The organism is Heyndrickxia faecalis, assembly GCF_040267745.1.
Classification (GTDB): domain Bacteria; phylum Bacillota; class Bacilli; order Bacillales; family Bacillaceae_C; genus Weizmannia; species Weizmannia faecalis.
The window spans coordinates 291,506-317,604 of record NZ_CP158453.1 but is presented as its reverse complement, the minus strand read 5'-3'; the positions used below and the strand labels follow the sequence as shown (position 1 = coordinate 317,604).

Genomic DNA, 26,099 nt, shown 5'->3' with positions numbered 1-26,099 from the left:
AAGATGGAACACGCAGGAATTTTTCATCAGCCGTTCAGCGCTGATGCATATGTATATGACAAAAAAACGATGCACCTGAAGCTGCGCACGAAAAAAGGGGATATTCAGAAAGCCGTCCTCATTTGGGGAGACCCGTATTTATTTAAAAAAAAGCAAGACGGGGAATATCACTGGGAATCTGAACGCCTCGAAATGGAAAAAAAGGCTGAAACAGAGGCGCACGATGTCTGGTTTGCCGAAGTCCGTCCGCCGCACCGCCGCCTGCAGTACGCCTTTATCCTTACCGGCACGGATGGCAGCAACATTTTTTATGGCGGGCGCGGCTTTTACCCGGCAAATGAAGATACACTGCGGGTGCCTGACTATTATTTTAAATTTCCGTTTATGCACGAAATCGATATGTTCAAGGCGCCTGACTGGGTGAAGTCCACCATTTGGTACCAGATTTTCCCTGAACGGTTTGCAAACGGCAATCCCGCCATTTCTCCGGAAAATGCCCTGCCGTGGGGAAGCAAAGACCCGGGCGTGGACGACTTTTTCGGCGGCGACCTCGAGGGGATCATCGGCCATCTCGATTATCTCACCGATCTAGGCATTAACGGGATTTACTTGACGCCGATTTTCGAAGCCCCTTCCAATCATAAATACGATACATTCGACTATTTTACGATTGACCCGCATTTCGGCGATAAAGAAACATTCCGCAAACTGGTGAAAGAAGCCCACAAGCGCGGGATCCGGATTATGCTCGATGCGGTGTTCAACCATATTGGGAAAAATTCAAAACAGTGGCAGGATGTGCTGAAAAACGGGGAGAAATCGCGCTACAAAGACTGGTTCCATATCCACTCTTTCCCGGTCCGCGAAGGCGAAAACGGGAACATTGACGGGCATGATACGCTCTCATTTGACACGTTTGCTTTTACGACAAGCATGCCGAAGTTGAATACGGCCAATCCCGAAGTCCAACAGCATTTGCTCGATATTGCGACATACTGGATCCGTGAATTTGACATTGACGGCTGGCGCCTTGATGTCGCCAACGAAGTCGACCATGCTTTTTGGAAAAAGTTCCACCAGACCGTTGTAAGCGAGAAACCGGATGTTTTTATTCTCGGCGAAATTTGGCATGATGCATGGCCTTGGCTTTTAGGCGATGAGTTTCATTCGGTCATGAATTATCCATTTACGCAGACGATAATTGAATACTTTGTGGATGAAAACATTTCCGCTGAAAAACTGATGCACAGCCTCAACCAGCAGTTTATGCACTATATGCAGTCCAACAACGAGGTTTTGTTTAATATGCTTGACAGCCATGACACCCCGCGGATTTTGACAAAAGCGGGCGGTGACAAGCAAAAGGTGAAGCTTGCCCTTGCCTTTACGTTCGCGCATACCGGTTCGCCGTGCATTTATTACGGCACCGAGGTCGGAATAGACGGCGCAGGTGACCCGCTTTGCCGGAAATGCATGGTCTGGGATGAAGACAAGCAGGATCGCGACATGCTCGCATTTATGAAAAAGCTGATCCGCTTCCGGAAAGACCATCAACAAACCTTGACATACGGCGATCTCGTCTGGCTGAAAACCGATAACGAAAAACAAGTGGTCAGCTTCCTGCGCAAAGGGGAAAAATGCACCTTGCTGTTTGCCTTTAACCGGTCGGACCAAGAACAGACCATCCCGTGGAGCGAGCTGGATGTAAAACCGGACACCGTAAAAGACGCTTGGGAAAACAAACCGGTTTCAAGCAAAACCCTTGTCCTCCCGCCAATGGACTTTGCGATTCTGGAAATCACAAACTGACCCTCCCTCCCCTGCCTGAATCTTGGCAGGGGCTTTTCATTCTGTTACCGTTAACAGAAAATTTTACATTGTAATCGTTTTCTACTCTCTTCTATAATAAGGTTGTACAAGGTTGTACCAAAAAAGGGAGGTTCATAAAATGAAAGTATTCAAGAAGCTGTTCGTGCTTACGCTTGTCTTGGGCGTCATCATGGCGCTCGCCGCGTGCGGGGGATCGAAAAAAACAAACAGCGGATCTTCTCAAGACAGCGGCGGCAAAAAGACGCTTACGGTTTCCGTGGAAGAATCTTATGCCGATTATGTCAACAGTATTAAGGGCGATTTTGAAAAGAAAAACAATTGTACTGTAAAAGTGGTCAAAAAGCCGATGTTTGACCAGCTGGAAGCACTGCCTTTGGACGGCCCGGCAGGAAAAGCCCCGGATGTGATGCTCGCTTCTTATGACCGGATCGGTGGCCTCGGCCAGCAGGGGCATCTGCTTAAACTGTCCAAAAAAGATGTCAGCGCCTATGATGCAAAAGACCAGCGCCAAGTCATGATCGACAACAAAGTTTACGGCGTCCCGTTCGTTATTGAAACGCTCGTCCTTTATTACAACAAAGATTTGTTGAAAAGCCCGCCAAAAACATTTGCCGACCTTGAAAAACTGGCGAAAGACAGCAAATATAATTTTTCATCCGAATCCGGAAAGAATACAGGGTTCCTTGTTAAATGGACGGACTTCTACTATTCTTACGGCTTGCTCGCAGGTTACGGCGGCTATGTGTTCGGCGATAACGGCACAAATACAAAAGATATCGGATTAAACAATGCCGGTTCCGTAAAAGCCATTACGTACGCCACACACTGGTTCAAGGATATCTGGCCGAAAGGAATGAAAGATACAAAAAGCTCCGGCGACTTTGTAACAGAAGAATTCTCAAAGGGCAAAGCAGCTGCCGTCATTGACGGTCCTTGGTCGGCGGACACCTACGCGAAAGCAAAAGTAAATTACGGCGCAGCCCCGATCCCGACGCTTCCGAACGGCAACAAGTACGAAGCATTCAGCGGCGGAAAGGGATGGGTCGCTTCCAACTATGCGAAAGAACCAAAACTTGCGGAAAAATGGATTCAATACGTCACCAACTCTGCAAACAGCTACAAATTCTATGAAAAATATAAAGAAATCCCTGCCAATCCGGCTGCACGCGAAAAAGCGGCTGCGACAAATGACGAACTGACAAAAGCGGTTGTTGAACAGTACAAATATGCCCAGCCGATGCCAAACGTTCCGGAAATGGCAGAAGTCTGGACCGGTATGGAATCGACGATGTTTGACGCAGCGAGCGGCAAGAAAACACCAAAGCAGGCAGCCGATGCAGCGGTGAAGACGATCAAAGACAATATTGCCCAAAAGTATTCCAATAAATAGACCGCTTTATTCATTTCCAGGTGGGGATACGCTCCACCTGGTTTAGTAACATAAGTCAACTGCGCGTATTTTCAAGATTGGCACCCGGACCACAAAAATCTGCTGCCAACAAAAAATGAAATATTTTCAAAAAGGTGTCCGTGCCGCAAAAATGCAGCACTGTATCACATGGACTTGAGACCAAGTCATCTATTTGCAAAAGGCACAAAGTAGCCATATTTCGCTCATTTTCTATAGCTGCAGCATGAAAATCTGCCAGCGGGATTTTTTGGAAAGACCAATATAGAAACGAGGCAATCAAAATGGAAACCGAACTGAATAAACTGAAGGATGTCCGAAAAGCCGGCTTCTTCTCCCTGATCCCGGGGCTCGGCCAGTTTTATAACAAGCAGCCTTTTAAAGGCGTCCTTTTTCTGGCCATTTTTATCCTTTTTGTCATCCAAATGGTCATAGCAGGCATCCCGGCAATAAACGATTTTATCACGCTGGGTTCTGTCCCGCGGGTTGACCATTCGCTGTTTCTGCTGATCAAGGGTTCCCTGCAAATCATCTTGATCGCCATTTTTCTTGCTTTTTATTTGCTGAATATTTATGATGCCCGGCGTGTTGCCGCCATCTGGAACTTAAAGGGGACAGCCAACACATCTGCCAAGGCCATTTTAAAAAATGCATGGGATGCAGGCTTCCCTTATTTGCTGACGATTCCGGCTTATGTGGCCATGACATTCGTGATCATTTTTCCGGTGCTTGTGACGCTGTTCACTGCTTTTACAAACTATGATTTTTATCATATTCCGCCTTTCCGCCTAATTGACTGGGTCGGGATCAAAAATTTCTTAAATATTTTTTCACTTAGCTCGTATCGGGCCACGTTTACAAGTGTGTTCAGCTGGACAATCATCTGGACATTATGCGCGACCACCGGCCAGATTGTGCTCGGCATTTTAACAGCCTGTGTGGTAAACCAGCCTTTTATCAAAGGGAAAAAGCTGTTTCGGATCATTTTTTTGCTACCGTGGGCGGTGCCAGCCTTTATTACCATTATGAGTTTTTCCAATATTTTCAATGACAGTATCGGCGCCATCAATGCCCAGGTCATTCCGCTGCTCAACCATCTTCCGTTTACCGACATTCCGGCCATCTCGTGGAAAACGGATCCGTTCTGGACAAAAGTGGCCTTGATCATGATCCAGACATGGCTCGGTTTCCCGTATATTTATGTGATGGTCACCGGCGTCCTGCAGTCGATCCCGGGCGATTTATACGAAGCCGCCATCATTGACGGCGCGAATTTCTGGCAAAAGTTCCGCAGGATTACCCTGCCGATGATTTTATTTGCCACCGCGCCTGTTCTGATCACCCAGTACACATTTAATTTCAATAACTTCTCGATTATTTATCTCTTTAATAACGGCGGGCCGGGCAGTGTCGGAGCGGGAGCCGGGACGAGCGATATTTTAATTTCCTGGATTTATAAACTGACGACCGGGACATCGCCGCAGTACGCGATGGCAGCGGCGATTACCCTTATGATTTCATTTATTGTTATTGCCGTCTCGATGATCGCCTTTAAAAAGACGAACGCTTTCGGCAATGAGGAGATGATGTAGGATGAAGGCGTTAATGAAAAATCAAAAATTCACCCGTTTCTGGAACCGGTTTTTCACCTATGCGTTTTTAATTCTTTTAAGTGTAATCATTCTGTATCCGCTGCTGATTACGGCGGCGTCTGCTTTCAGGGAATCCAATATCGTTTCCTTCCAGCTGGATTTTCATTCCCATTGGACATTGGACAATTTTCGCCAGCTGTTTACCCAGACGCTGTATCCGGAATGGTATAAAAACACGCTTATCATCGCGGTTGCAACGATGGTTTTGCAGGTCGTCATCGTGACCCTTGCTGGCTACACTTACAGCCGCTACCGTTTTAAAGGAAGAAAGTACAGTCTTGTCTTTTTCCTGATCATCCAAATGGTTCCGACAATGGCGGCCCTGACCGCATTTTATGTACTGGCGAATATCCTGGACGCGCTGGACACGTACTGGTTTTTAACCTTGCTTTATGTTGGCGGCGGCATTCCGATGAATACGTGGCTGATGAAAGGGTATTTCGATACGGTGCCGCGCGATTTGGACGAATCTGCAAGAATTGACGGGGCCGGCCATTTGCGCGTATTTTGGCAAATTGTGCTCCCACTTGTTAAACCGATGCTTGCCGTCCAGGCACTCTGGGCATTTATGGGGCCGTTCGGGGATTATTTGCTGGCCAAATTTTTGCTCCGGACACCGAAACATTTAACCGTGGCAGTCGGCCTCCAGCAATTTATTTCCAACCCGACCGAGCAAAAGGTGACGCTCTTTGCTGCCGGCGCCATTTTAGCCGCGTTGCCAATCTGTATTTTGTTTTTCTTCCTGCAAAAAAACTTTGTATCCGGGCTGACGTCGGGCGGCACAAAAGGATAAAGGGCGTAACGGGATGGACAGCTTTAACAGCTGCCGGCCCGGGCGGAAAAAACTTGTAAAAAAACATAGCATACTTTATTGAAATGTGGGATTGCTTATGGAACAGATTCAAAGATTCCCTGCTGGTTATTTTGCGATGATCGTTTCACCTGTAAAAATTTTCCGGTACCGGGGTGCGCTTAGCGTTTGGAAACTGATTCTCATTTTTCTCTTTTTAAACGCCTGCCTGATTGCCCCGCTTTCACTCTCTTTTGCGCGGGCAGGAAATATCAGCTTAGAGCAAGTGGCGCCGCATTTAAATGCAGCGATACAAACCGGGTATACCGGGCAGCACGCCGTCCTTTCCTTTCAAAACGGCGTGCTCCAATCCGGCAACGCGTGGACAAAGGAGCACGGAGATACGATTATCTCCTTTGATCCGCGCAAAACCACGGCCGTTTCGGAAAGCCGTTACCATACAAAAGTTGCGCATTACAAAAATGCGCTCCTTTTCCGGAAAGACCGGCTCATTCTGACTGATGAAAACGGCTTTGGCTTTTCCGTCCGCTACCCGGCCGGAAACGAGAAGATCATCATCCAAAACGGCCGTGATCTTGCTTCTTTTGCCGGCGCTCTCTGGTTCCGGCAACATAAAGTCATCCTGATTCCGCTTGTTTCATGCCTGATCGGAATCCTGTTTCTTTTCAGCAATATGCTATTGATGGGGGCAGTGTCCCTGATACTTTGCCTGACACGTTTTTCAAGTTTTTCCGGCATCCGGTCATTGAAACAGGCTGCAACCATTACGCTGTCTGCAGCAGGGGTTCCGTCCATTATTGCCATGTTGGCAGGCTTTGCCGGCGCAGGTGCTGCAACAATGATGATGATCCAATCACTGGGCATGGTGCTTTTCATTGCGATGATTTTTTTAAAAACAAAATTTCTGACGGACGACATGTAAGTACAAGATGCTGACGAGGAGGATTTCTAATGTATTACAACCGGCTTTTCGATGTAGATGAATGGACTTTAAAAACAACGAAGCTCCACCGTGAACATATCCGGCTTCAGGAAAGCATCACTTCTTTAGGAAACGGCTATATGGGAATGCGCGGAAATTTCGAGGAGTCTTATTCCGGGGATCATCACCAGGGCACATATATTGCAGGGGTCTGGTACCCGGATAAAACAAGGGTGGGCTGGTGGAAAGTCGGCTATCCCGATTATTTCGGAAAAGTCATTAACGCGGTCAATCTTGCCGGGTTGCGCGTCTGGATTGATCAAGAGGAAATTGACCTGTTTCTGGACCCGCTCGAACAATTTCAGCTGGAACTTGATATGAAAAATGCCGTCTTGCGCCATTCCTATCTTGTCGAAAAGTCCGGCAAGAAAGTCAAAATTGAATTTGAACGCTTTTTCAGCATTGTCCATAAAGAAATTGCCGCGATCCGAATCCGTGCCACCAATCTTGGCAATCCGGCCGTACTCACGTTAAAACCTTTCCTGGACGGCAATGTCAAAAACGAAGACGCCAATTATGATGAAATGTTCTGGACGGAAATCCGGTCTGAGGCAACGGAAGACAAGGCCGCGGTTGTCACGGAAACAATTGAAAACCCGTTTGACGTTCCCCGTTTTACCGTAGCCGCCGCCATGGGCAATCTGACGGAGGCAACGCTTGCTTCCTGTGAGTCGGATACGCTTTATGCCGGCCATGTATATGAAAAAACGCTCGGCGAAAACGAGTCGCTCCTTCTGGATAAAATGGTTTCTGTCACGACAAGCCGGGACTATGAAAAGGATGCGCTCCTTCCCCGCGCCTACGAATTGCTTGAACAGGCTTTGGAAAACGGGTACGAAAAGCTGTATGAGGAGCACGCAACAGCCTGGCATAAACGGTGGGAGAAAGCAGACGTCCGCATTTCCGGCGATCCGGAAGCCCAGCAAGGGATCCGCTTTAACCTATTTCAGCTTTTTTCGACCTATTACGGCGATGATCCGCGCTTAAACATCGGCCCGAAAGGTTTCACCGGCGAAAAATACGGCGGCGCGACGTACTGGGATACAGAAGCCTATGCCGTACCCATGTATCTGGCTGTTGCCACGCCGGAAGTCACAAGAAATTTACTGCTCTACCGCTACCATCAGCTCCCCGAGGCGTATGAAAATGCAAAAAAACTCGGGCTGAAAGGCGCTTTATACCCGATGGTCACTTTTACCGGAATCGAATGCCATAACGAATGGGAAATCACATTCGAAGAAATTCACCGGAACGGCGCCATTGCTTATGCCATTTACAATTATGTCAATTACACCGGCGACAAAGCCTATATCAGCCAGTACGGGATTGATGTCCTCGTCGGCATCAGCCGCTTTTTCGCCGACCGCGTCCATTTTTCCGAGCGAAAGCAAAAATACATGATCCATGGCGTAACCGGTCCGAACGAGTATGAAAACAACGTCAACAACAACTGGTACACAAACCGAATTGCCGTCTGGACGCTTAAATACACCCTTGCGTCCCTTGACTTTGCCGGTGCGGAAAAAGCAGTCGCGCTGAATGTTACGGATGAAGAACGCGCGCATTGGCAGGATATTATCGGCCGGATGTATTTCCCGTATGATGAAGAGCTGGGCATTTTTCTGCAGCAGGACGGCTTCCTGGATAAACCGATCAAACCGGCCGCCTGCCTCCCGAAAGAAGACCTGCCGCTCAACCAGCACTGGTCATGGGACCGGATCCTCCGCTCCTGTTATATTAAGCAGGCAGACGTCCTGCAAGGGTTTTATTTCTTCAATGATGAGTTTACAATAGAGGAAAAGCGGCGCCATTTTGAATTTTACGAACCGCTCACCGTCCATGAATCGAGCCTCTCCCCTTGCGTCCATGCGATTCTGGCGGCTGAGCTCCGGAAAGAAGACAAAGCGGTCGAACTGTATAAACGCACGTCCCGGCTTGATCTTGACAACTATAACCATGATACGGAAGACGGGTTGCACATCACGTCCATGGCCGGAAGCTGGCTCTCCATTGTCCACGGGTTTGCCGGCATGCGCACCTTCCATGAAACCTTGTCGTTTGCGCCGTTTTTGCCGAAAGACTGGGATGAATACGCATTCAAAGTCAATTACCGGCACCGCCTCCTTGAAGTGAAAGTGAACAAAAGAGAAGTCGCCGTCTCCCTTCTGGAAGGCAAACCGCTTCAATTGAAGTTATATGGGGAATTCATCCATCTAACAAATACGTACACGAAGGAGTATGAGCTGTCATGACAGAATGGTGGAAAAAAGCCGTTGTTTACCAGATTTACCCGCGCAGTTTTTATGATACAAATGGTGACGGGATCGGCGATTTGCGGGGAATTATGGATAAGCTCGACTATTTGAAAACACTCGGGATCGACTGCATCTGGATCAGCCCGGTGTACGACTCGCCGCAGGATGACAATGGCTACGATATCCGTGACTACCGCAAGATCGACAAGATGTTCGGGACAAATGAAGATATGGACCGCCTGCTTGACGAAGCCCATGCACGCGGGATTAAAATCGTAATGGATCTTGTCGTGAACCATACCTCCGATGAACATGCCTGGTTTGTCGAAAGCCGGAAATCGAAGGATAATCCGTACCGCGACTTTTATTTTTGGAAAGACCCGAAACCGGACGGCACCCCTCCGAACAACTGGGGTTCGATGTTTTCCGGTTCCGCCTGGGAGTACGACGAAACAACCGGGCAATACTATTTGCACTATTTTTCAAAGAAACAGCCTGACTTAAACTGGGAAAACGAAAAAGTGCGGAAAGAGATTTACGATATGATGAAGTTCTGGATGGATAAAGGGGTGGACGGCTGGCGCATGGATGTGATCGGCTCGATTTCCAAGTTTCTTGATTTTCCTGATTATGAACTTCCGGAAGGGCAAAAATACGGCATTGGCAAGTATCATGCAAACGGGCCGCGCCTCCATGCGTTCATCCAGGAAATGAACCGCGAAGTGCTGTCAAAATACGACTGCATGACTGTCGGGGAAGCCATCGGATCCGATGTCGAAATCGCCAGGAAATATACAGGGCCGGACCGCCATGAACTCAATATGATTTTTAATTTTGAACATATGGATGTCGATACGAAACCGGGCAGCCCTGCCGGCAAATGGGCTTTGAAGCCTTTTGACCTGGTCGAATTGAAACAAATCCTTTCCCGCTGGCAATATGAGCTCGCGGATACCGGCTGGAATGCGCTCTATTTTGAAAACCATGACCAGGCGAGGGTGGTATCGCGCTGGGGCAATGATACAACGTACCGGGCAGAATGTGCCAAAGCGTTTGCCACCATTTTGCACGGGCTGAAAGGGACCCCTTTTATTTATCAAGGGGAAGAAATCGGGATGGTGAACGCCGATCTCGAACTCGAAGAATATGATGACATTGAAATCCGGAATGCTTATCAAGAGCTTGTGATGGAAAACCAAATCATGTCGAAAGATGAATTTTTAACAGCTGTCCGAAAAAAAGGACGCGACAATGCACGGACGCCGATGCAGTGGGACGGCAGTTTGAATGCCGGCTTTACAACCGGAACACCGTGGCTTAAAGTCAATTCCCGCTATTCGGAGATCAACGTGGCAAAAGCGCTTCAAGAGCCTGATTCGATTTTTTATTACTATCAATCTTTGATTAAGCTGCGGCATTCATACGATGTGTTTACAGACGGCCGGTATGAGCTGCTGATGCCGGACCATCCGCATTTGTACGTGTACACGAGGGAAAATGAATCGGAAAAACTGCTCGTTGCCGCCAACTTAAGCGAAAACACAGTAAGCTTTGATCAACCGGATGACAACTGGAAACTGCTGCTTGGAAACTATGAAGATACTGGCACAAGCACGCTGTTCCGCCCGTATGAAGCGGCCATTTACTATCTGGAAAAATAGTTTTTTGCGTGCGGTTTTTGCCCGATGGCCTTTTTATGCAAAGAGCCTCCATACTGCGTATGAGGGGCTCTTTGCTGTTTCCTTTATGAAACTGTAATGGCCTTTACCACTTCTTCTAGCTGCATGCCTCTTGAGGCTTTGACCAGAATCAAATCGCCGGCTCCGATTTTTCCTTTCAACATATCGATCAACCGCTTCTTGTCCTCAAATGCAAACACACGGTTGTCCGGAAAATCGCAAGCATCCGCGATCAGACGGCCCAACTTGCCATATGTAAAAACAAAATCAATTTTTTCAGGGTTCAAGCTGCGGCCAACCTCCCTGTGAAACGCCGCTTCCTTTTCGCCCAGTTCAAGCATATCCCCGAGCACGAGGATTTTCCGGCCCGTTCCTTCAAACTGCTCCACAAGCCGGATGGCCGCACGCATCGACGTCGGGCTTGCATTATATGCATCGTTGATGATTTTTGAGCCGTTGATGCCATCTGCCATTTCCATCCGCATTGCGCTCAGCCTCGTTTTCCCAAGCCCTGCGCGGATTTCCTCAAACGGCATGCCAAACTCGCGGCCGGCAAGAATGGCGGCAAGCGAATTGATAACATTGTATTCGCCAAGGACAGGCAGATGAAAACCGATATCCCCCGAAGCATTTGTCCGGAACGCGCTGCCGTTTGTCTCTTGTCTCCATCCCACCGGATAAAGATCATTTCCGTGCCCTTTGCCGAACGTCTTTGTCCGGATGCCGGTAATGTTTGGCACCCGTTCCTGCAAAAGCGGTTCGTCCCCCATATAGATCAGCAGCCCGTTTTCCGGAAGGCCTTCTGTAATTTCGAGTTTTGCATCGGCAATCGCTTCACGGGAACCGAGATTTTGAATATGCGCCTCGCCAATATTTGTAATAATGGCCACATCCGGGCGGGCAATCGATGTTAGAAAAGAAATTTCCCCTTTTGCACTCATGCCCATTTCCACCACGGCGATTTCCGTGTTTTCATCAAGGGACAGGAGCGTTAACGGAACGCCCTGGTGGTTGTTAAAATTGCCTTCTGTTTTTTGCACTTTAAATTTTTCGGAAAGGACGGAGGCGACCATATCTTTTGTCGTCGTTTTCCCGTTGCTGCCGGTAATGCCGACGATTTTTGCCCGCAAGGCATTCCGGTAGCTTTTTGCCAGTTCCTGCAGGCTTTTCTCTGTATCTTCCACGATAAGAAGCGGCACGTGCGCCGGCGGATTCGGCACATCTTTTTGCCAGAGGGATGCAGCTGCGCCTCTGCGAAATGCGTCCTCCACAAATTGATGGCCGTCCGCATGTCTGCCTGTAAGCGGCACATACAGATTACCTTTTTCGATTTTGCGCGAATCAATGCATACACCTTGTACAAGCGTTTCGTTGCGCTGCAGTTCTTCCCCGTTTTCCACATGGATCATTCCGGTCATTTCCCGGATCGTCCGTCTGATCATTTTCGCTCTTTTCCTCCTTGAAAACAGAACGGGAACCATTGTCAATGGTTCCAAATTCGTTACAAAGTATATTTAATCCGCTGTTTTTCAGCATGCCGCTCCAGGGCAAGTTCAATCAGCTTTTCGATCAGCTGCGGGTAATCCAGCCCCGCCTCTTTCCACAGAAGCGGAAACATGCTGAACGGCGTAAATCCGGGCATCGTATTGATTTCATTGATGATCACCCGTTCGTCTTCTGTCACAAAAAAGTCAGCGCGCACCAGCCCCGAGCAGTCGAGTGCTTTAAATGCCGTAATCGCAGCTTCGGTTAGCTTTTTATATACCGTTTCGGAAATTTCGGCCGGAATGATTAACGCCGTATCCCCATCTTCGTATTTCGCTTTATAATCGTAAAAATCTTTTTTCGCGACAATTTCGCCGGCAACGGAACATTGCGGATCGTCATTCCCGATCACGCCAAGTTCAATTTCCCTTGCCGTGACGCCTTCTTCAACAATGATTTTCCGGTCGTATTGAAAAGCTTCCTTAAATGCGGCTTCCAGTTCTGTGCGGTCTTTACACTTACTGATCCCGACACTTGAACCGAGATTCGCCGGCTTGACGAAACAAGGGTAACCGGTCTTTTCTTCCACTTGTTGAAAACAGGTTTCGGGCGCTTTTTCCCATTCGCTGCGGATAAAAGAAACATATTTCACCTGGTCGAGCCCGGCTTGCGCAAACAGGTTTTTCATAATCACTTTATCCATTCCGGCTGAAGAGGCAAGCACGCCATTTCCAACATACGGCAGATTTAACAGTTCAAGCATGCCCTGTACGGTGCCGTCCTCCCCGTTCGGCCCGTGCAACAGCGGAAAAATGATGTCATAGCCGCCCTTTTCGTCCGATACAGTGGTTGAAAGCGCATTGGGGGCCATTTTCTTTCCGTCATGGAATTCAAGCTGTTTCACGGTTTCAACAGGCCCGGTTAAAAGCGGCCCTTTTATCCAGTCCCCTTCCGTTGTAATGAAGATAGGGTAAATATCGTATTTTTCGTGATCCAAGGCCTGTATTACAGCTTTGGCGGTTTGCAGGGATACTTCATGCTCAGCGGATTTTCCGCCGTAAAGCAAACAGATTTTCTTTTTCATTGTCATCCTCCATCATACGAACAGGATATTCCTATTTTAACATTTTACACACCCGGTGTGCGCCAAATTTGCCATTTTGATTTGTTCAGTTTCTTCCCTATTGTATGTCAAAACAGGCATTTGTGTAACACGTGTATAATGAAAAGCGGGGTGGCTTCCCCGCTTTTCTATCCTGAAACATTGCGCCAGCTGCTTTTCATCCATCTGCTGCGCTGGTACAGCGTTCACCGCACATGGGCGTCTAATGGATTAAAATTTTCCATTCCTGCATCCTGCGGTCATAGACCATTTTTCCATCGATTGGCGTGCCGGAGATGACGGCATATTCTTCGTGCATTTCATCCATATCATGAAAATCGCCGATCGTCCAAAACGGGATTTCAATTTGCACCCGGGTCTGCACGGCATATTCCATTGAAATGACCATCCCTTCCTTCATTTTATCCAAAAGAGGCAACAGCACCTCCACCGGGATAGCAGGCAGCGCTTTCCGCTTTTTCCGCCCGAACAGAAACGGCTTCTCTCCTTTGATCCTGTTGATCCGCTCGGCAACTACACAGCCAAGCATCGCATAAAAATCACGGAAAGAACGGAAATAAATTTTGCTGTAGTAGCCGTCATCCTGCGATAAATAGACGAAACGGTTATTTAATTTCCGGTAAAAAGGCCTCCGCAAATGATGTTTCATATGGCTCAGATACAGCAATTCCGCAATTTCATACCCCTCCAGCAGATCGAGCCCTTCCTCATCCTCAAAATCAACCCAGCAAAAATCCCCGTAGCTGTATATGTCTTCTTCCAGCAGCCGCCCGATTGTTTCTTCATCCGCATATTCAAACAGCGTATGTAAATTTACAGTGCCCGCCTCAAATTGATGACGGAGAAGAAGGAGATTCGTCAAATTGGGAAAAGCATGGTAAAATTCATAAAAACAGATGCCGTGCAATAAAACATAGTGATTCACTTCATTCGCGTGAACATATATGAGCTCCCTGTTGCCACCATGGTTTTTCAAACGATTACCCCCGATTGTGCAGAACATGTTATGGACTAAAACCTGCCAGTTCTCATAATTTTATTTTAACAAATTTGGCAAAAAAATTGGATTTTTATTTCATTCCTATCTGAAAATCGTGCATCCTTTATCCTCACTGATGATTATAATGTATTTCCACTAAATGCAAAACCATATACCCCCTAAACCAGTATGATCATTTTTACCGGGAGAAGATGCGCCTTGTGCTTGCAGTTCTGATTGAAATGATTCAAAATATGGATAGGAATATACAGAAAACGACGAATTACTTTCTTGTTCCCGGGCAAGCCCCGTTTTTTCTCCTGTTTTTCGGGAACAGTATACAGGAAGAGTCTCTTAAGGAGGTGCATGTCTTGCCGAATCAGGGGCCATGTAAAACGATTCGTTTTTGCATCTCTTGGCAGGACAAACCATGCTGACGATCAAATTGCTTATTATTGTCTTATTAATCGGGGCCAATGCGTTTTTTGTCGCCTCGGAATTTTCTCTCGTAAGGGTGCGAACATCGAGAATTGACCAGCTCATTGCGGAAGGCAACAAAAAAGCCGCTTCCGCCAAAAAAGTAATCTCCAGCCTGGACAGCTATCTGTCGACAACACAGCTGGGCATCACCGTGATTTCTCTTGTTCTTGGGTGGCTGGGCGAGCCGACATTAAGGGTGATTTTTAATCCGCTTTTAATCAAACTCCATGTTCCCGGTACACTCATCCACGTGGTGACCTTTATTCTTTCTTTTCTCATCATCACCTTTTTCAGCGTCGTGGTTGGGGAGCTTGCACCGAAAAATATTGCTATCCAGACAGCAGAAAATATTGTGCTGCTCGTCGCCAAACCGCTGATTTTCATCAACAAAATCATGTATCCCTTTACGTGGACGCTGAACAAGTCTTCGCGGCTTGTGACAAAAGCGCTCGGTTACGACATGCAATCGGACAATGAAATCACCCATTCGGAGGAAGAACTGCGGATTATCCTGTCGGAAAGCTTAAAAAGCGGTGAAATTAACCAGTCCGAATATAAATATGTCAACAATATATTTGAATTCGATAACCGGATCGCAAAAGAAATTATGGTTCCCCGCACAGAAGTAGTCACGGTCGACAAGAGTGACCGGATTGCCGATCTCATCCGGCTGGCACAATCTGAAAAATATACACGCTACCCGGTTACAGACGGGGACAAGGACAATGTCATCGGCGTGCTCAACATGAAAGAAGTGCTGACGGATTGTGTTTCAAACCCGGATCTCAGGGATGATGCGACGATTGAACCGTATATTAATCCGATTATCCATGTCATTGAAACGGTACCGATTCAGGGTGTTCTTGCTCGCATGCAAAAGGACAACACCCATATGGCCGTTTTACTGGATGAATATGGCGGGACTGCCGGCATTATTACAGTCGAGGACATTTTAGAGGAAATCGTTGGTGAAATCCGGGACGAGTTTGATACGGATGAAATCCCGCTTATCCAAAAGATCGGGGATGCGCATTATATTTTGGACGCCAAAGTGCTGATTGAAGATGTAAATGACCTCCTTGCGATCGAAATTCCCGATGATGATGTGGATACGATCGGCGGATGGCTGTTGACACAGAAATACGATTTAAAAAAGGGCGATTCCGTGCCGTTCCAATCGTATGACTTTAAAGTAAAAGATATGGAAGGTTCGCACGTCCTGTATGTGGAAGTATCAAAAAAACAGGAAGCAGCTTCCTCCTAACGGGGGCTGCGCAACCTGGTTTTTCCTGCTTTTGAATAAATTGAATTTTCCTAATTACATTTTATTTCTAACCGATACGTTTGACTGTATGGTATTTATGTTTTATAATAGTCGTAATATAAGTGTGCTTTTTCAGAGATTGGGGTGATTCCAATGGGGCTTTGTACCGCATCGGGGAATTAGCATCCATTGCCAATGTTTCAAAACGGACCATTGATTACTACACCCGGCTCGGGCTGTTAAAACCACAACGTACCGGTGCAAATTACCGGATTTATGACGAAAACGCCGTAAACGAACTGCAGTTTATAGAAGAATGCAAAAAAATGCATCTTCCGCTGAAGGCGATCCGGGCCAAACTGGAATGCAGAAGGAACGGCATATTGAATGCACATGCCTTAATCCAGCAATTGAACCTCTTCTCCGAACAGCTAAAACAGCTCAATACGGAACTGAAGGATATAACACCGAATCTGGAAAAACTGCCGGAAGCGCAAAAAGAAACATTGCGCAATCAATTATCGGGAGACAGCCTGGCACTCGTCCAGTCCCTTTCCTCCATTTTAAACAGGGAAGTGGTTTGGCACTAAAATCGGGAATAGAATCATTCAATTTTGTAAAAATACAGGAGGTGACTCCTGCCCCGTCTCTATTCGGAGCAGGGAAACTTATTTGGACATATTTAAATTGGTGCTGATTTTTATATTAATCGCACTTTCCGCTTTTTTTGTAGCTTCAGAGTTTGCAATCGTAAAGATTAGAAGTTCCCGGATTGACCAACTCATCGAAGAAGGAAACAAAAAAGCGATTTCGGTAAAAAACATCATCACAAATCTTGATGAGTATTTATCGACCTGCCAATTGGGCATCACCATCATTTCGCTTCTGATCGGATGGATCGGAGAAGAAACCGTATCGCATCTTCTCGCCCCCGTGTTCGGGCTGTTGCATCTTCCGGAGTCTTTTGGCGCCGTTTTCTCCGTCATCCTTGCCTTTGCTGTCATTACCTTTGTGCATGTTGTGGCAGGAGAACTTGCACCAAAAACAGTTGCGATTCAAAAAGCGGAAACCATTACGTTTCTTGCAGCAAAGCCGTTAATTTTGTTCCACAGGCTGATGTACCCGTTTATTTGGCTATTGAACAGTTCTGCCGGCCTGATTACAAAAATGGTTGGGATGGAATCCGCATCCCGGCATGACGTCGCCCATACGGAAGAGGAATTGCGGTTTATCCTGTCTGAAAGCTATAAAAATGGTGAAATCAATCAATCAGAGTTTAAATATGTAAATAAAATTTTTGAGTTTGATAACCGGATTGCGAAAGAAATTATGGTGCCAAGAACCGAGATTGTCTCCCTTTCCAAAGGTGATTCCCTCCGGACGTTCATGGACCTCGTGCAGGAAGAACGGTTTACCCGCTACCCTGTCATTGACGGAGATAAGGACCATATTATCGGGATCATCAATTTAAAGGAAGTCTTAACCGATGTACTGAAAAAACAGGCTCCCCCTTCGTCACTGGAAGCGTATGTCCGGCCGATTATCCGCGTGATCGACACGATTCCGATTAATGAGCTGCTCGTCATGATGCAAAAAGAGCGCATTCACATGGCCGTCTTGCTTGATGAATACGGCGGCACGAGCGGCATTGTGACGGTCGAGGATATTTTGGAGGAAATCGTCGGTGAAATCCGTGACGAATTTGACATGGATGAGGTGCCGCTGATCCGGAAAGTCAAGGACGGTCACTTTATTATCGACTCGAAAGTACTGATCAGTGAAGTGAATGACCTGCTCGGCACACAAATTTCCGATGAAGACATTGATACCCTCGGCGGCTGGATTTTAACCAAAAAGATCGAGGCGAAGCAGGGCGACACGGTTGAATTCGGGGATTACACCTTTACGATCAGTGAAATGGAAGATATGCATATCCGCTATATCGAGGTGAAAAAGAAAGCGGCACGGCCGGCGGTTCAAACTGCAAAACAGGAACCCGTGTCCATGCTTCAAAATGAATCCGGACATCCTGAAATGTTAAAAGCTTTTGAGTAATGGAAGGCAGCAAAAACCTGCCTCGGTGCAAGCCAAAACCAAAAAAACGCGGACGATCGCTTGGTCGCCCGCGTTTTTCCGCTCCGCAAAACAGGAATTAATGTTTTTTGTAAACCGGTTGCAACTTTCTCCCTTCCAGCACTTCGAACAATTCCAGCCGGGATTTCGTAAAAGAGGTTTTAATTCCCATTTCCGAAAAGGCCGATATCATCTTTATTAAATGATCATGGTTTTTTTTCATACGACCACCTCATCTATCATGGATTTCCGTACTGTTTCCTTATCTGTATATGTATTCCCATCTATATAGGATTTTACACGGCATTTCTTAAAGTTTTATGAAAATTTTCTTGTCTTACTCTTAATATAGCAAAAAAATTAAAAAAATATAAGGGTTTTCATCAAAATTGTTTGATTTCCTTTCATAAGTCTGCGAGAAGAACAAATAGACCGGTTGCAGCTGTCTCCTTGTATGTGTAAAATTTTACTCGACGGGGCAGATGAGTGAAAAAAAATGGGAAGACGCTCTATCATCTAATTGTACACTTCAAATGAACATCTAGAGAGAGGTCTTCCCATGGATATTATATCAATAATTGCTGGATTATTAAAGGATACAAAGAGTCTTATCGAATTTGAAGAACAGCTTAAACTTCTGATGCAGAAGGCTTTTACACAATGGGTTGGGGAAATATTTGAAGAGTTAGATAAAATAATTAAACAGGAGAAGTTAGAGGAGGGCTGGGTGTACTGCCGGAGTGATAACAGAAACATTCAGTTTCTATTTGGAAGTGTGACCTTTAAACGCTCATTAATGCATGACAAGAGAGGAAATTCCCATTATCCTCTGGATGAATGGTTAGGGCTGGTACCACACCAACGATACAGCCCGTTAGTGGAATTAAAGGTGGCAGAGTTGGCAAGTGAGAACACCTATCGGGAAGTAGCTGATATTTTAAAAGAGTGGACAGCAGTGAGTCTTAGTCACACAACTGTAGGGAACATGGTAAAACACGTAGGGAAAACTCAGGCGGAAGCCGATAAGGCACTTGTAGAAGAGCTAGAAACAGCTGTTTCCCTGCCTGAGGGGAAGAAGGTAGACTACCTGTTTTCCGAAGCAGATGGCGTATTCATCCGGGGACTGGAAAAGAAACAGGGTATGGAAGTCCGCCATGCCATTCTCTATGAAGGTTGGGAAACCAATGGTAAAAGGGTCTCCCTGCGTCAGCCCACAGTCATCATGACAACGGAAGCCATCCAGACATTTTGGGATGAAGTCCAAGCCACAGCTGCCAACACCTACTCCCTCGAAAAAACGCATGTCATTACAAACAGTGATGGAGGTGTGGGATACACAGCTGAACGGTTTCAAACAGCATTCTCACAGTCGGAATTTCCGGTGCTCAACCAGCTGGATACCTACCACGTTGCACAAGCCATCATAAGGACATTTGGGGGCGGAAAGAGCGAGATCAAGGAGCAAATTAGAAAAGCGATTAGAACGCATGACCTGGACCAAATCACGTTATATTTGGATACGCACGAAAGCACCTTGACGGATAAAAAGGCCCTCAAGAAAATCAAGGAATTCCGTTCGTATATCTTGAAAAACTGGGACCGCATTTTTGACTGGAGAGACAGGGTGAAAAACGTGCCGGAAGGTGCGAGAGGCCTAGGAGCGATGGAATCGAATCAAAGGCATATCTCCTTCAGGATGAAAAAAAGGGGCATGCATTGGAGTGAACTTGGCGCAGAAGCCATGGTGAAAATCAAACAAGGCATACTCAATGGGACATTGAGAGAAGCCTATCTGAAACACCGTTCAAGAAGCGAGAGAAAGCAACGGAACTTGAAACAATCCATCAGGATGTCTCAACTACTCAAGCAGCCTGTACGCCCGTCAGTGGGCGTAAAGCACGGATCAGTTGCCCTGCATTCAAGCAGTTCATCGGCAATGGGACATTTAAGCAAAATATTAGAGCTTTCGTTTTAAGCCTGGCTCAGTGGGGACTGATCGTTGAGGCGCGCGAAATTTACGAGACTCCTGCGGGAAAAGCGAGCCAGGAGAGACCCCGCAGCGAGGTACGAGCGAGGAGGCTCGCCGGCCGCCCGCGGAAAGCGAGTGAATTTCGCGCGCCTCAACATCCCCGTTATCCATCTTTATACGAAAATACTACATCTTTTCCGAAAATTACACCGAGCAAGTAAAGCACGGTAGCCGAAAGTGTACAAAAAGAGTGTCTAGGAATACCCGATATTTAAACCTTGTCGAGAAAAACTTGACACATACTGTCTCCTTTCCGCACTGGACATCAACGGAAATGTGTATTATGCTAAATAGTTGAATTATCATCTGTCACAATCGAAGCAGCTACCTGCTTTTTGTTTACATATTTTACTAAGGAAGTGTGTCGTCCTATGGCCGCCTTACTAAATGATTATGCCAAAAAACTTCAGAACCATTTGCAGCCGGAGCGCGATTCCCACCAGAAACTGGTGCAAAAAGGGCTGCTGTTGTACCGCCAGCATCTCGTCCATGACAAACGGATTTCGGGACGGTTTTTGCGCGGGAAAGTCCAGGATGTGACACCGGTGGATTGCGGGCTGGATCTTTTTGACCCGTTGTTTTTTGATTGTTCCTGCCACCATGACGGTTTTTGCCGCCACCTGATGGCTTTGTTTTTCTCTGCCTATAGTGAAGAAAACAGTGTGTTTGACTGGGTCCGGGAGTGGAAGCGACGCAGTACGGACGGGGACATTCTGCAATCCGTGAAACGGGCAAGCGATTTGCTGGAGAAAAAGGCGGAAACATCCGGGCAAAACATCAGCATGTGGCTGGACGATTTCCATACCGCTTTTGAAGAGATCAATGTGAATGATGAATTTCTTCTCGATCTCTCGGCAAGGGAAGTATACCGCCGGCTTACCCTTTTTTTGCCTGTCGAACGGGAATGGGAGCCGCTTTACAAACTGACTGCTGCCTATGAATTGTTTAAGTACATTAACACGATTTGTTTGAAAAATGACTTTTTTTCGTCCACGGCTCTCATGCAATTTTTGTCCGGCGAAGCGGAAGAAGCGGCAAACCAGCTGTCGTCCGCAGCGCTCCCGTTTGTTTTTGATCCGTTTATCGCTTATTTCCGCGAAAACACCCGTGAGCTGGCAGAAAGTGTATCCCTCTACGAACTTGAAACCGTTGATTTTTACCGAATCCTCTGGTCGCGCCTGCTAAAGAAAGAAAATTGGCGGAAAGAGGAAGAGGCGCGTTTAAGGAAGGAAATTTTAAACAGCATTGATGCCGGTGAAAATCTCTCCTCCACGAAGGTGCTCTGCTTCATCCATCTCGCCTTTTTGCTCGGGAATGACGACACCGCGCTGTTTTTTCTCAGGCAGCTGGCTCAAAGCGGCGTCAATACAGCCGTATATATGCCGTACTGGTTCTTGGAACTGAAAGCGGACGAGAGACTGTTCCGCTATATCTCCGCTGCCTTACCGATGATCCCGCGCCTTTTGGAAACATGCGGGGATGACTATGACAAGGCTGCCTATATGCGAATGTTTTTCCGCTCCATCAATGAACAGGCGCTCTCCGCCCAGCAGCTGAAATTACTGGAAAAACTGTACCGCGCCTTTTTGCCTGTCAGCGCCCCGAAATACGGGGATATTTTATTTTTATCCGCAAGATACAGGGAGTGGGCGGAACTCCAGACACTGATCGGCAATACACCCGAGGATATGGCAAAAGAAAAACTCGAACGGGTTGCAAAGCAAGCACCTGAAGTCCTCCTCCCTCTTTACCACCGGGCGGTCGGCATCTGTATCGGGGAAAAAAACCGGAAGTCCTATCAAAAAGCCGTCCGCTATTTGAAAAAATTAAAAGCCATTTACCGGAAACGCCATGAAGAGGAAAGGTGGTACGCATTCTTTGACGAAATCAAGGAACGGACAAAACGGATGCGCGCTTTTCAGGAAGAATGCAGGAGGGGAAATTTGACCGATGCAGATGGAATATGATGTAAAAATCAATATACAACCGGATCCGGGCGGGCGTTATTTCTTATATGCCGAAGACCGGGCCGGAAACGAAGCCGATCCTTCCTACTGGGCGCCGTCTTTGTTGATGTGGCATGAAGAAAGTTTTTATGGCGCCTTCATACCGTACACGCGTTTCGGAAACCGCAGCGGGATTTTGGCCGACAGCTTTACGCTTTTGTCCCTGCTCGGAAAAGAAGGTTTCAGTTCGATGTTGCGATGGGATTGGGATGAACGCGGGCAAATTTATCTTGCTGTGGCTCCCGTGCTGCTTGATGCCGTTTTAAGCGGCGGCTGGCTTGCGACAGCGGCTGCACTTCCGGAAGAAGAAGCATGGGCGATAGAGCTGCCTGATACCGTCATCCACGAGTTCAACCCGTCATTTTGGGACCGGGAGCTGGATGAAAAACCTTTGTCGCGCGTGCTCTCCGAATGGTACGGAGAAGCGGCCCGTTCTTTTATCGCCAGCCGGCCGCAATTGAAGCGGCAATTCATGGAGCTGAAAAAATCAGGCTTTACAAACCAGGAACTCACCTCCTATTTTGACAAGCGACGCTTTCAACTATGGGCGGGCGAAGCGTCCCTCCCCTTTACAATTGGGATCCGCCTTTTTGAACCTGACACGGATGGGGGGTACTGGAAGCTTGAGACCGTGTTGCGCGACCGTGATAAACCGGAACGGCTGCTCGTCTACCCTCGGCAAAAGCTGTATAAAAAATGGCAGCCATTTGAAGAAGAGATCCGGCTCGAACAGGCAAGATGGGGAAAATTGTTCCCTTGGCTTCATGATGAAAACGGGCAGCTGCGCAATGAACTCGAAGAAAACCAAGCATGGGCATTCTTCGTTCACGCCAGCGAAAAGCTTCTCCCGCTCGGTGTCGAAATTATGCTGCCGTCCTGGTGGTCATCCGTTAAAAACGCCAATATGCGGCTGAAAGCTAAACTGAAAAAAAACACAAGCTACCGGTCTTTTTTTAATCTTAATACGGTGCTCGAATTTGACTGGCGGATTTCCTTAAATGGGGCAGAAATGAGCGAAGAAGCGTTCCAAAATCTGATCAACAAGGGGCGCCGCTTTGTGAAAGCGGGAGACGAGTGGATCACACTTGATCCGAAGATGATTCGATCGCTGCAGGCGCTTATGGAAAAAGCCAAAAAAGAGGGGCTCCATCTTCAGGATCTGCTCGCACAAACTTCCGAATCCGAAGAGGAAACGGATGAAGAAGAAACAGAGGATGTGCAGGCGCTCGCCCGGATTCAAATTGAACTGAACCAGTCATTAAAAAAGTTTATCCGAAAGCTTTCCAATCTGACCGAAATGCCATCCGTCCCGATCCCGCCCGGATTTCAGGGCGATTTGCGGCCGTACCAGCAGCTCGGCTTAAACTGGCTTGCCTTTTTGCGTGATTGCGGGTTTGGCGCCGTACTGGCAGACGATATGGGGCTTGGGAAAACCGTGCAGCTGATCGCTTACCTTCTCCATGTGAAATATACGAAACAGCCGGAAAAACCGGCGCTTATCATCTGTCCGACATCTGTCCTCGGCAACTGGCAGCGGGAAATCGAAAAATTTGGAAACAGCTTAAATGTCGCCCTCCATTACGGACCGAACCGGGAAAAAGAAAAACTGGGGGATTACTATCAACATGCCGATGTTGTACTGACGAGCTACGGGATTGCCAACCTTGATTTCGAGGCATTGTCAGCTGTGGAATGGAGCACGATCGCCCTTGATGAAGCGCAAAACATTAAAAATGCGGAGACGAAACAGTCGCGGGCGATCCGGAAACTAAAGGGCAGGCACTATATTGCTTTGACCGGCACCCCGATGGAAAACCGGCTCTCAGAACTGTGGGCGATCTTTGATTTTACCAATAAAGGCTATTTGGGCACGTTCAGGCAGTTCCAAAAACGGTTCATCGCCCCGATCGAAAAGGATGGATCGAAAGAAAAAATCCGCGAGCTTAAGCGCCTCATTCAGCCGTTTTTGCTACGCCGGACGAAAAAAGATCCGGATGTGGAACTGAATCTGCCCGAAAAGCTGGAGCAAAAAGAATATTGCCCGCTGACGGCGGAGCAGGCGGCTCTGTATGAAGAAACGGTGCAAAATGCTTTTAAGGGGATCGACCAGCTGAGCGGGCTTGGCAGAAGAGCGCTGATTTTGCAGATGCTGAACCGGCTGAAGCAGCTGTGCAACCATCCTGCCCTGTTTCTGAAAGAAGAAAAACCGGCGCACCTTTTGGAACGGTCATTTAAATTGGAAAAACTGGCCACGCTGACAGAAGCCATTTTGAATACGGGAGAATCATGCCTGATTTTCACCCAGTATATCGGGATGGGCCAGATGATTCGGCAAATGATGAAGGAGCTGTTCGGTCTTGACGTTCCGTTTTTAAACGGAAGCATGCCGAAAGCAAAACGCGACCAGTTGATCCGTGATTTTCAAAACAAGGCGTTCCCTGTTTTTCTCCTGAGCTTAAAAGCCGGGGGAACGGGCTTGAACTTAACAGCGGCCAATCATGTCATTCATTATGACCGCTGGTGGAACCCGGCTGTTGAAAACCAGGCAACAGACAGGGCGCATCGCATCGGACAGCAGCGGTTTGTCCATGTCCATAAATTGATTGCGACCGGCACACTTGAAGAAAAGATTGACGCCATGCTTGAAAAAAAACAGGCACTGAACGACGAAATTATCCAAAGTGACAACTGGGTAACTGAGCTGTCCGATGACGAATTGAAACATTTGGTTTTGCTGCAAAGTTAAAAAAGCCGCTCTGTTTTATGACGCAGAGCGGCCTTTTCCGTTTAATCTTTCTTTAAATGCCTCAATTAATTGCTCGCCTTCATACCCTTCGCGGACCAGCTCCTCGAGCAGTTTTTCCGCATACGCGATCCGTCTCGAGCGCATTTTCCCTTCGAGCAGAACGCTGATCGTCCCGTCAAATTCTCTTATTCCCCTAACCCGGGTCGAAAGCGGTGCCGGATCATTGTTCTCGTAAGTGATCACGACTTCGGTATCAAGCTCCGTCTGCTGCTTTTCTCTTTCCGCAAAAAACGGCAAATACTTGCGCTCCGTGTACGCTTCAATCAGCCAGGTGCCCCTTCCGTCTTCCTTGTTCAGAATCAACCCGTCAATCAACGGAATCGACACCCGTTCGCCGTCATTCAAAATGGTAAGTGACAGGATCTTAAATGTTTTCATCCCTTTCCTCCCTATTCGTTTGTAAAAATTATAACATACATCCAACCTACGATCACCGATCACGCCAAGTTTCTCCCCTCGTCTCAAAAGACCGGTGACTGCCATGTTTTTGCCGGCCGACAATGCCCATCTCCATACGAAAAAAATTTTAAATTATACCATATCCCTTTTTTGTCGCCGAAATTTGTAAAAATCACGCGTGAAAAATTGATTTTTGCCCGAAAAAAGGGGGCGATTTTTGAAAAATGACGATTTTACACGAAAATGGAAAGCCGGTAAGATAAATGCAGGAAGGGGGTGGCACAGTTGATTAACCAGGTCACATTAGTTGGAAGGCTTACAAAAGATCCGGATCTTCACTACACGGCAGATGGAAAACCGGTGTTAAATGTTACGCTTGCCTTAAACCGCCATTACCGGAACCAATTTGGCGAAACGTTAACCGATTTTGTCCAATGTACCCTTTGGAATAAAATCGCAGAAAACACAAGCAAATATTGCGCAAAAGGTTCCATGCTCGGCATTACCGGTCGGATTCAGACCCGCCATTATGATAATAAAGAAGGAAAAAGGGTTTATGTCACCGAAGTCATTGCCGACACAGTCCAATTTTTAAGCAAACGGCCGGAAAACAAGCCGCTGCAAAAAACCGGTCAGGGAGGGTAGCATGCAATGGAAGATGCAGCAAAACGGTTGGATGCACTTGAGCGGGTCTTAGCGGATATGATCGTCAAGCAGGGCATGCTGAACCGGCAGCTTGCACTTTTGATGCAGGAAGTAAAACGGATAGAGGAAGAGAGCCGCAAAATGCCCGCACTCGTGCCACACCTGAAGTAACGTAAGAGTTTTCCTTTCCTAA

Annotated in this window: 20 protein-coding genes; 15 read left to right on the top strand and 5 right to left on the bottom strand. The window is 47.3% G+C overall.

All coding sequences use genetic code 11. The annotated features are described in order from the left end of the window. Positions 1 to 3 precede the first annotated feature (3 nt). From ABR335_RS01475 to ABR335_RS01445, 7 genes are all read left to right on the top strand, one after another. On the top strand, positions 4 to 1,809 hold the full coding sequence (locus ABR335_RS01475; RefSeq protein ID WP_017551140.1) for an alpha-glycosidase: 1,806 nt from the start codon (positions 4 to 6) through the stop codon (positions 1,807 to 1,809). Positions 1,810 to 1,948: 139 nt separating this feature from the next. Continuing rightward, positions 1,949 to 3,220: an extracellular solute-binding protein gene (locus tag ABR335_RS01470; RefSeq protein WP_350346425.1), complete on the top strand. Its 1,272-nt coding sequence runs from the start codon at positions 1,949 to 1,951 to the stop codon at positions 3,218 to 3,220. 302 nt (positions 3,221 to 3,522) lie between these two features. After that, positions 3,523 to 4,830, top strand: coding sequence for an ABC transporter permease subunit (locus ABR335_RS01465; protein ID WP_350346424.1), 1,308 nt, complete (start codon positions 3,523 to 3,525; stop codon positions 4,828 to 4,830). Between the two features lies 1 nt (position 4,831). After that, positions 4,832 to 5,683: a sugar ABC transporter permease gene (locus ABR335_RS01460; RefSeq protein WP_013860696.1), complete on the top strand. Its 852-nt coding sequence runs from the start codon at positions 4,832 to 4,834 to the stop codon at positions 5,681 to 5,683. 97 nt (positions 5,684 to 5,780) lie between these two features. After that, positions 5,781 to 6,623, top strand: a complete 843-nt coding sequence (locus tag ABR335_RS01455; protein WP_019720992.1) for a DUF1189 family protein — start codon at positions 5,781 to 5,783, stop codon at positions 6,621 to 6,623. Positions 6,624 to 6,652: 29 nt separating this feature from the next. Then, positions 6,653 to 8,935 carry a glycoside hydrolase family 65 protein gene (locus tag ABR335_RS01450; protein WP_350346423.1) on the top strand — a complete coding sequence of 761 codons (2,283 nt, stop codon included), beginning with the start codon at positions 6,653 to 6,655 and terminating at the stop codon, positions 8,933 to 8,935. Beyond that, positions 8,932 to 10,599: a glycoside hydrolase family 13 protein gene (locus ABR335_RS01445; RefSeq protein WP_013860699.1), complete on the top strand. Its 1,668-nt coding sequence runs from the start codon at positions 8,932 to 8,934 to the stop codon at positions 10,597 to 10,599. Before ABR335_RS01450 ends, ABR335_RS01445 begins: the two co-directional genes overlap by 4 nt. Positions 10,600 to 10,682: 83 nt before the next feature. On the opposite strand, the gene ABR335_RS01440 is transcribed toward ABR335_RS01445, so the two are convergent. From ABR335_RS01440 to ABR335_RS01430, 3 genes are all read right to left on the bottom strand, one after another. Continuing rightward, positions 10,683 to 12,059, bottom strand: a complete 1,377-nt coding sequence (locus tag ABR335_RS01440) for a UDP-N-acetylmuramoyl-tripeptide--D-alanyl-D-alanine ligase (protein ID WP_350346422.1) — start codon at positions 12,057 to 12,059, stop codon at positions 10,683 to 10,685. A 59-nt stretch (positions 12,060 to 12,118) separates the two neighbouring features. Further along, on the bottom strand, positions 12,119 to 13,186 hold the full coding sequence (locus tag ABR335_RS01435; protein WP_041819515.1) for a D-alanine--D-alanine ligase: 1,068 nt from the start codon (positions 13,184 to 13,186) through the stop codon (positions 12,119 to 12,121). Between the two features lie 241 nt (positions 13,187 to 13,427). Next, positions 13,428 to 14,201: a hypothetical protein gene (locus ABR335_RS01430; protein ID WP_350346421.1), complete on the bottom strand. Its 774-nt coding sequence runs from the start codon at positions 14,199 to 14,201 to the stop codon at positions 13,428 to 13,430. Positions 14,202 to 14,634: 433 nt separating this feature from the next. On the opposite strand from ABR335_RS01430, the gene ABR335_RS01425 reads away from it, so the two are divergent. From ABR335_RS01425 to ABR335_RS01415, 3 genes are all read left to right on the top strand, one after another. Then, on the top strand, positions 14,635 to 15,948 hold the full coding sequence (locus ABR335_RS01425) for a hemolysin family protein (protein ID WP_014096787.1): 1,314 nt from the start codon (positions 14,635 to 14,637) through the stop codon (positions 15,946 to 15,948). Positions 15,949 to 16,109: 161 nt separating this feature from the next. Further along, positions 16,110 to 16,538 carry a MerR family transcriptional regulator gene (locus tag ABR335_RS01420; RefSeq protein ID WP_017551150.1) on the top strand — a complete coding sequence of 143 codons (429 nt, stop codon included), beginning with the start codon at positions 16,110 to 16,112 and terminating at the stop codon, positions 16,536 to 16,538. A gap of 82 nt (positions 16,539 to 16,620) precedes the next feature. Next, positions 16,621 to 18,003: a hemolysin family protein gene (locus ABR335_RS01415; protein WP_014096785.1), complete on the top strand. Its 1,383-nt coding sequence runs from the start codon at positions 16,621 to 16,623 to the stop codon at positions 18,001 to 18,003. A gap of 97 nt (positions 18,004 to 18,100) precedes the next feature. On the opposite strand, the gene ABR335_RS01410 is transcribed toward ABR335_RS01415, so the two are convergent. Further along, positions 18,101 to 18,244: an Lmo0850 family protein gene (locus tag ABR335_RS01410; RefSeq protein ID WP_013860706.1), complete on the bottom strand. Its 144-nt coding sequence runs from the start codon at positions 18,242 to 18,244 to the stop codon at positions 18,101 to 18,103. A 336-nt stretch (positions 18,245 to 18,580) separates the two neighbouring features. Between ABR335_RS01410 and ABR335_RS01405 the strand changes: the two genes are divergently transcribed. The 3 genes from ABR335_RS01405 to ABR335_RS01395 all read left to right on the top strand — a co-directional run bounded on the left by ABR335_RS01405 (position 18,581) and on the right by ABR335_RS01395 (position 24,802). After that, complete coding sequence (locus tag ABR335_RS01405) at positions 18,581 to 19,996, top strand: ISLre2 family transposase (RefSeq protein WP_350346420.1); 1,416 nt, start codon at positions 18,581 to 18,583, stop codon at positions 19,994 to 19,996. Between the two features lie 425 nt (positions 19,997 to 20,421). Further along, positions 20,422 to 22,017, top strand: coding sequence for a hypothetical protein (locus ABR335_RS01400; RefSeq protein WP_061577333.1), 1,596 nt, complete (start codon positions 20,422 to 20,424; stop codon positions 22,015 to 22,017). Beyond that, positions 22,001 to 24,802: a DEAD/DEAH box helicase gene (locus ABR335_RS01395; protein WP_017550307.1), complete on the top strand. Its 2,802-nt coding sequence runs from the start codon at positions 22,001 to 22,003 to the stop codon at positions 24,800 to 24,802. The genes ABR335_RS01400 and ABR335_RS01395 overlap by 17 nt, the downstream gene beginning before the upstream one ends. A 15-nt stretch (positions 24,803 to 24,817) precedes the next feature. On the opposite strand, the gene ABR335_RS01390 is transcribed toward ABR335_RS01395, so the two are convergent. Beyond that, on the bottom strand, positions 24,818 to 25,240 hold the full coding sequence (locus ABR335_RS01390; protein WP_014096780.1) for a YwpF-like family protein: 423 nt from the start codon (positions 25,238 to 25,240) through the stop codon (positions 24,818 to 24,820). Positions 25,241 to 25,546: 306 nt separating this feature from the next. Here ABR335_RS01390 and ABR335_RS01385 point away from each other — a divergent pair, with 306 nt between their 5' ends. Together ABR335_RS01385 and ABR335_RS01380 are read left to right on the top strand one after the other, a co-directional pair. Further along, positions 25,547 to 25,906: a single-stranded DNA-binding protein gene (locus tag ABR335_RS01385; protein WP_014096779.1), complete on the top strand. Its 360-nt coding sequence runs from the start codon at positions 25,547 to 25,549 to the stop codon at positions 25,904 to 25,906. Between the two features lie 6 nt (positions 25,907 to 25,912). Continuing rightward, positions 25,913 to 26,077 (top strand): hypothetical protein, encoded by a 165-nt coding sequence (locus tag ABR335_RS01380; RefSeq protein WP_013860712.1) that lies wholly within the window; start codon positions 25,913 to 25,915, stop codon positions 26,075 to 26,077. The last annotated feature ends 22 nt before the right edge of the window (positions 26,078 to 26,099 follow it).

Excerpts from the sequence above, each read along its gene's own strand:
- ABR335_RS01475 (WP_017551140.1), top strand. The coding sequence starts at position 4 with ATGGAACACGCAGGAATTTTTCATCAGCCGTTCAGCGCTGATGCATAT.
- ABR335_RS01470 (WP_350346425.1), top strand. The coding sequence starts at position 1,949 with ATGAAAGTATTCAAGAAGCTGTTCGTGCTTACGCTTGTCTTGGGCGTC.
- ABR335_RS01465 (WP_350346424.1), top strand. The coding sequence starts at position 3,523 with ATGGAAACCGAACTGAATAAACTGAAGGATGTCCGAAAAGCCGGCTTC.
- ABR335_RS01460 (WP_013860696.1), top strand. The coding sequence starts at position 4,832 with ATGAAGGCGTTAATGAAAAATCAAAAATTCACCCGTTTCTGGAACCGG.
- ABR335_RS01455 (WP_019720992.1), top strand. The coding sequence starts at position 5,781 with ATGGAACAGATTCAAAGATTCCCTGCTGGTTATTTTGCGATGATCGTT.
- ABR335_RS01450 (WP_350346423.1), top strand. The coding sequence starts at position 6,653 with ATGTATTACAACCGGCTTTTCGATGTAGATGAATGGACTTTAAAAACA.
- ABR335_RS01445 (WP_013860699.1), top strand. The coding sequence starts at position 8,932 with ATGACAGAATGGTGGAAAAAAGCCGTTGTTTACCAGATTTACCCGCGC.
- ABR335_RS01440 (WP_350346422.1), bottom strand. The coding sequence starts at position 12,059 with ATGATCAGACGGACGATCCGGGAAATGACCGGAATGATCCATGTGGAA.
- ABR335_RS01435 (WP_041819515.1), bottom strand. The coding sequence starts at position 13,186 with ATGAAAAAGAAAATCTGTTTGCTTTACGGCGGAAAATCCGCTGAGCAT.
- ABR335_RS01425 (WP_014096787.1), top strand. The coding sequence starts at position 14,635 with ATGCTGACGATCAAATTGCTTATTATTGTCTTATTAATCGGGGCCAAT.
- ABR335_RS01410 (WP_013860706.1), bottom strand. The coding sequence starts at position 18,244 with ATGAAAAAAAACCATGATCATTTAATAAAGATGATATCGGCCTTTTCG.
- ABR335_RS01405 (WP_350346420.1), top strand. The coding sequence starts at position 18,581 with ATGGATATTATATCAATAATTGCTGGATTATTAAAGGATACAAAGAGT.
- ABR335_RS01400 (WP_061577333.1), top strand. The coding sequence starts at position 20,422 with ATGGCCGCCTTACTAAATGATTATGCCAAAAAACTTCAGAACCATTTG.
- ABR335_RS01395 (WP_017550307.1), top strand. The coding sequence starts at position 22,001 with ATGCAGATGGAATATGATGTAAAAATCAATATACAACCGGATCCGGGC.
- ABR335_RS01390 (WP_014096780.1), bottom strand. The coding sequence starts at position 25,240 with ATGAAAACATTTAAGATCCTGTCACTTACCATTTTGAATGACGGCGAA.
- ABR335_RS01380 (WP_013860712.1), top strand. The coding sequence starts at position 25,913 with ATGGAAGATGCAGCAAAACGGTTGGATGCACTTGAGCGGGTCTTAGCG.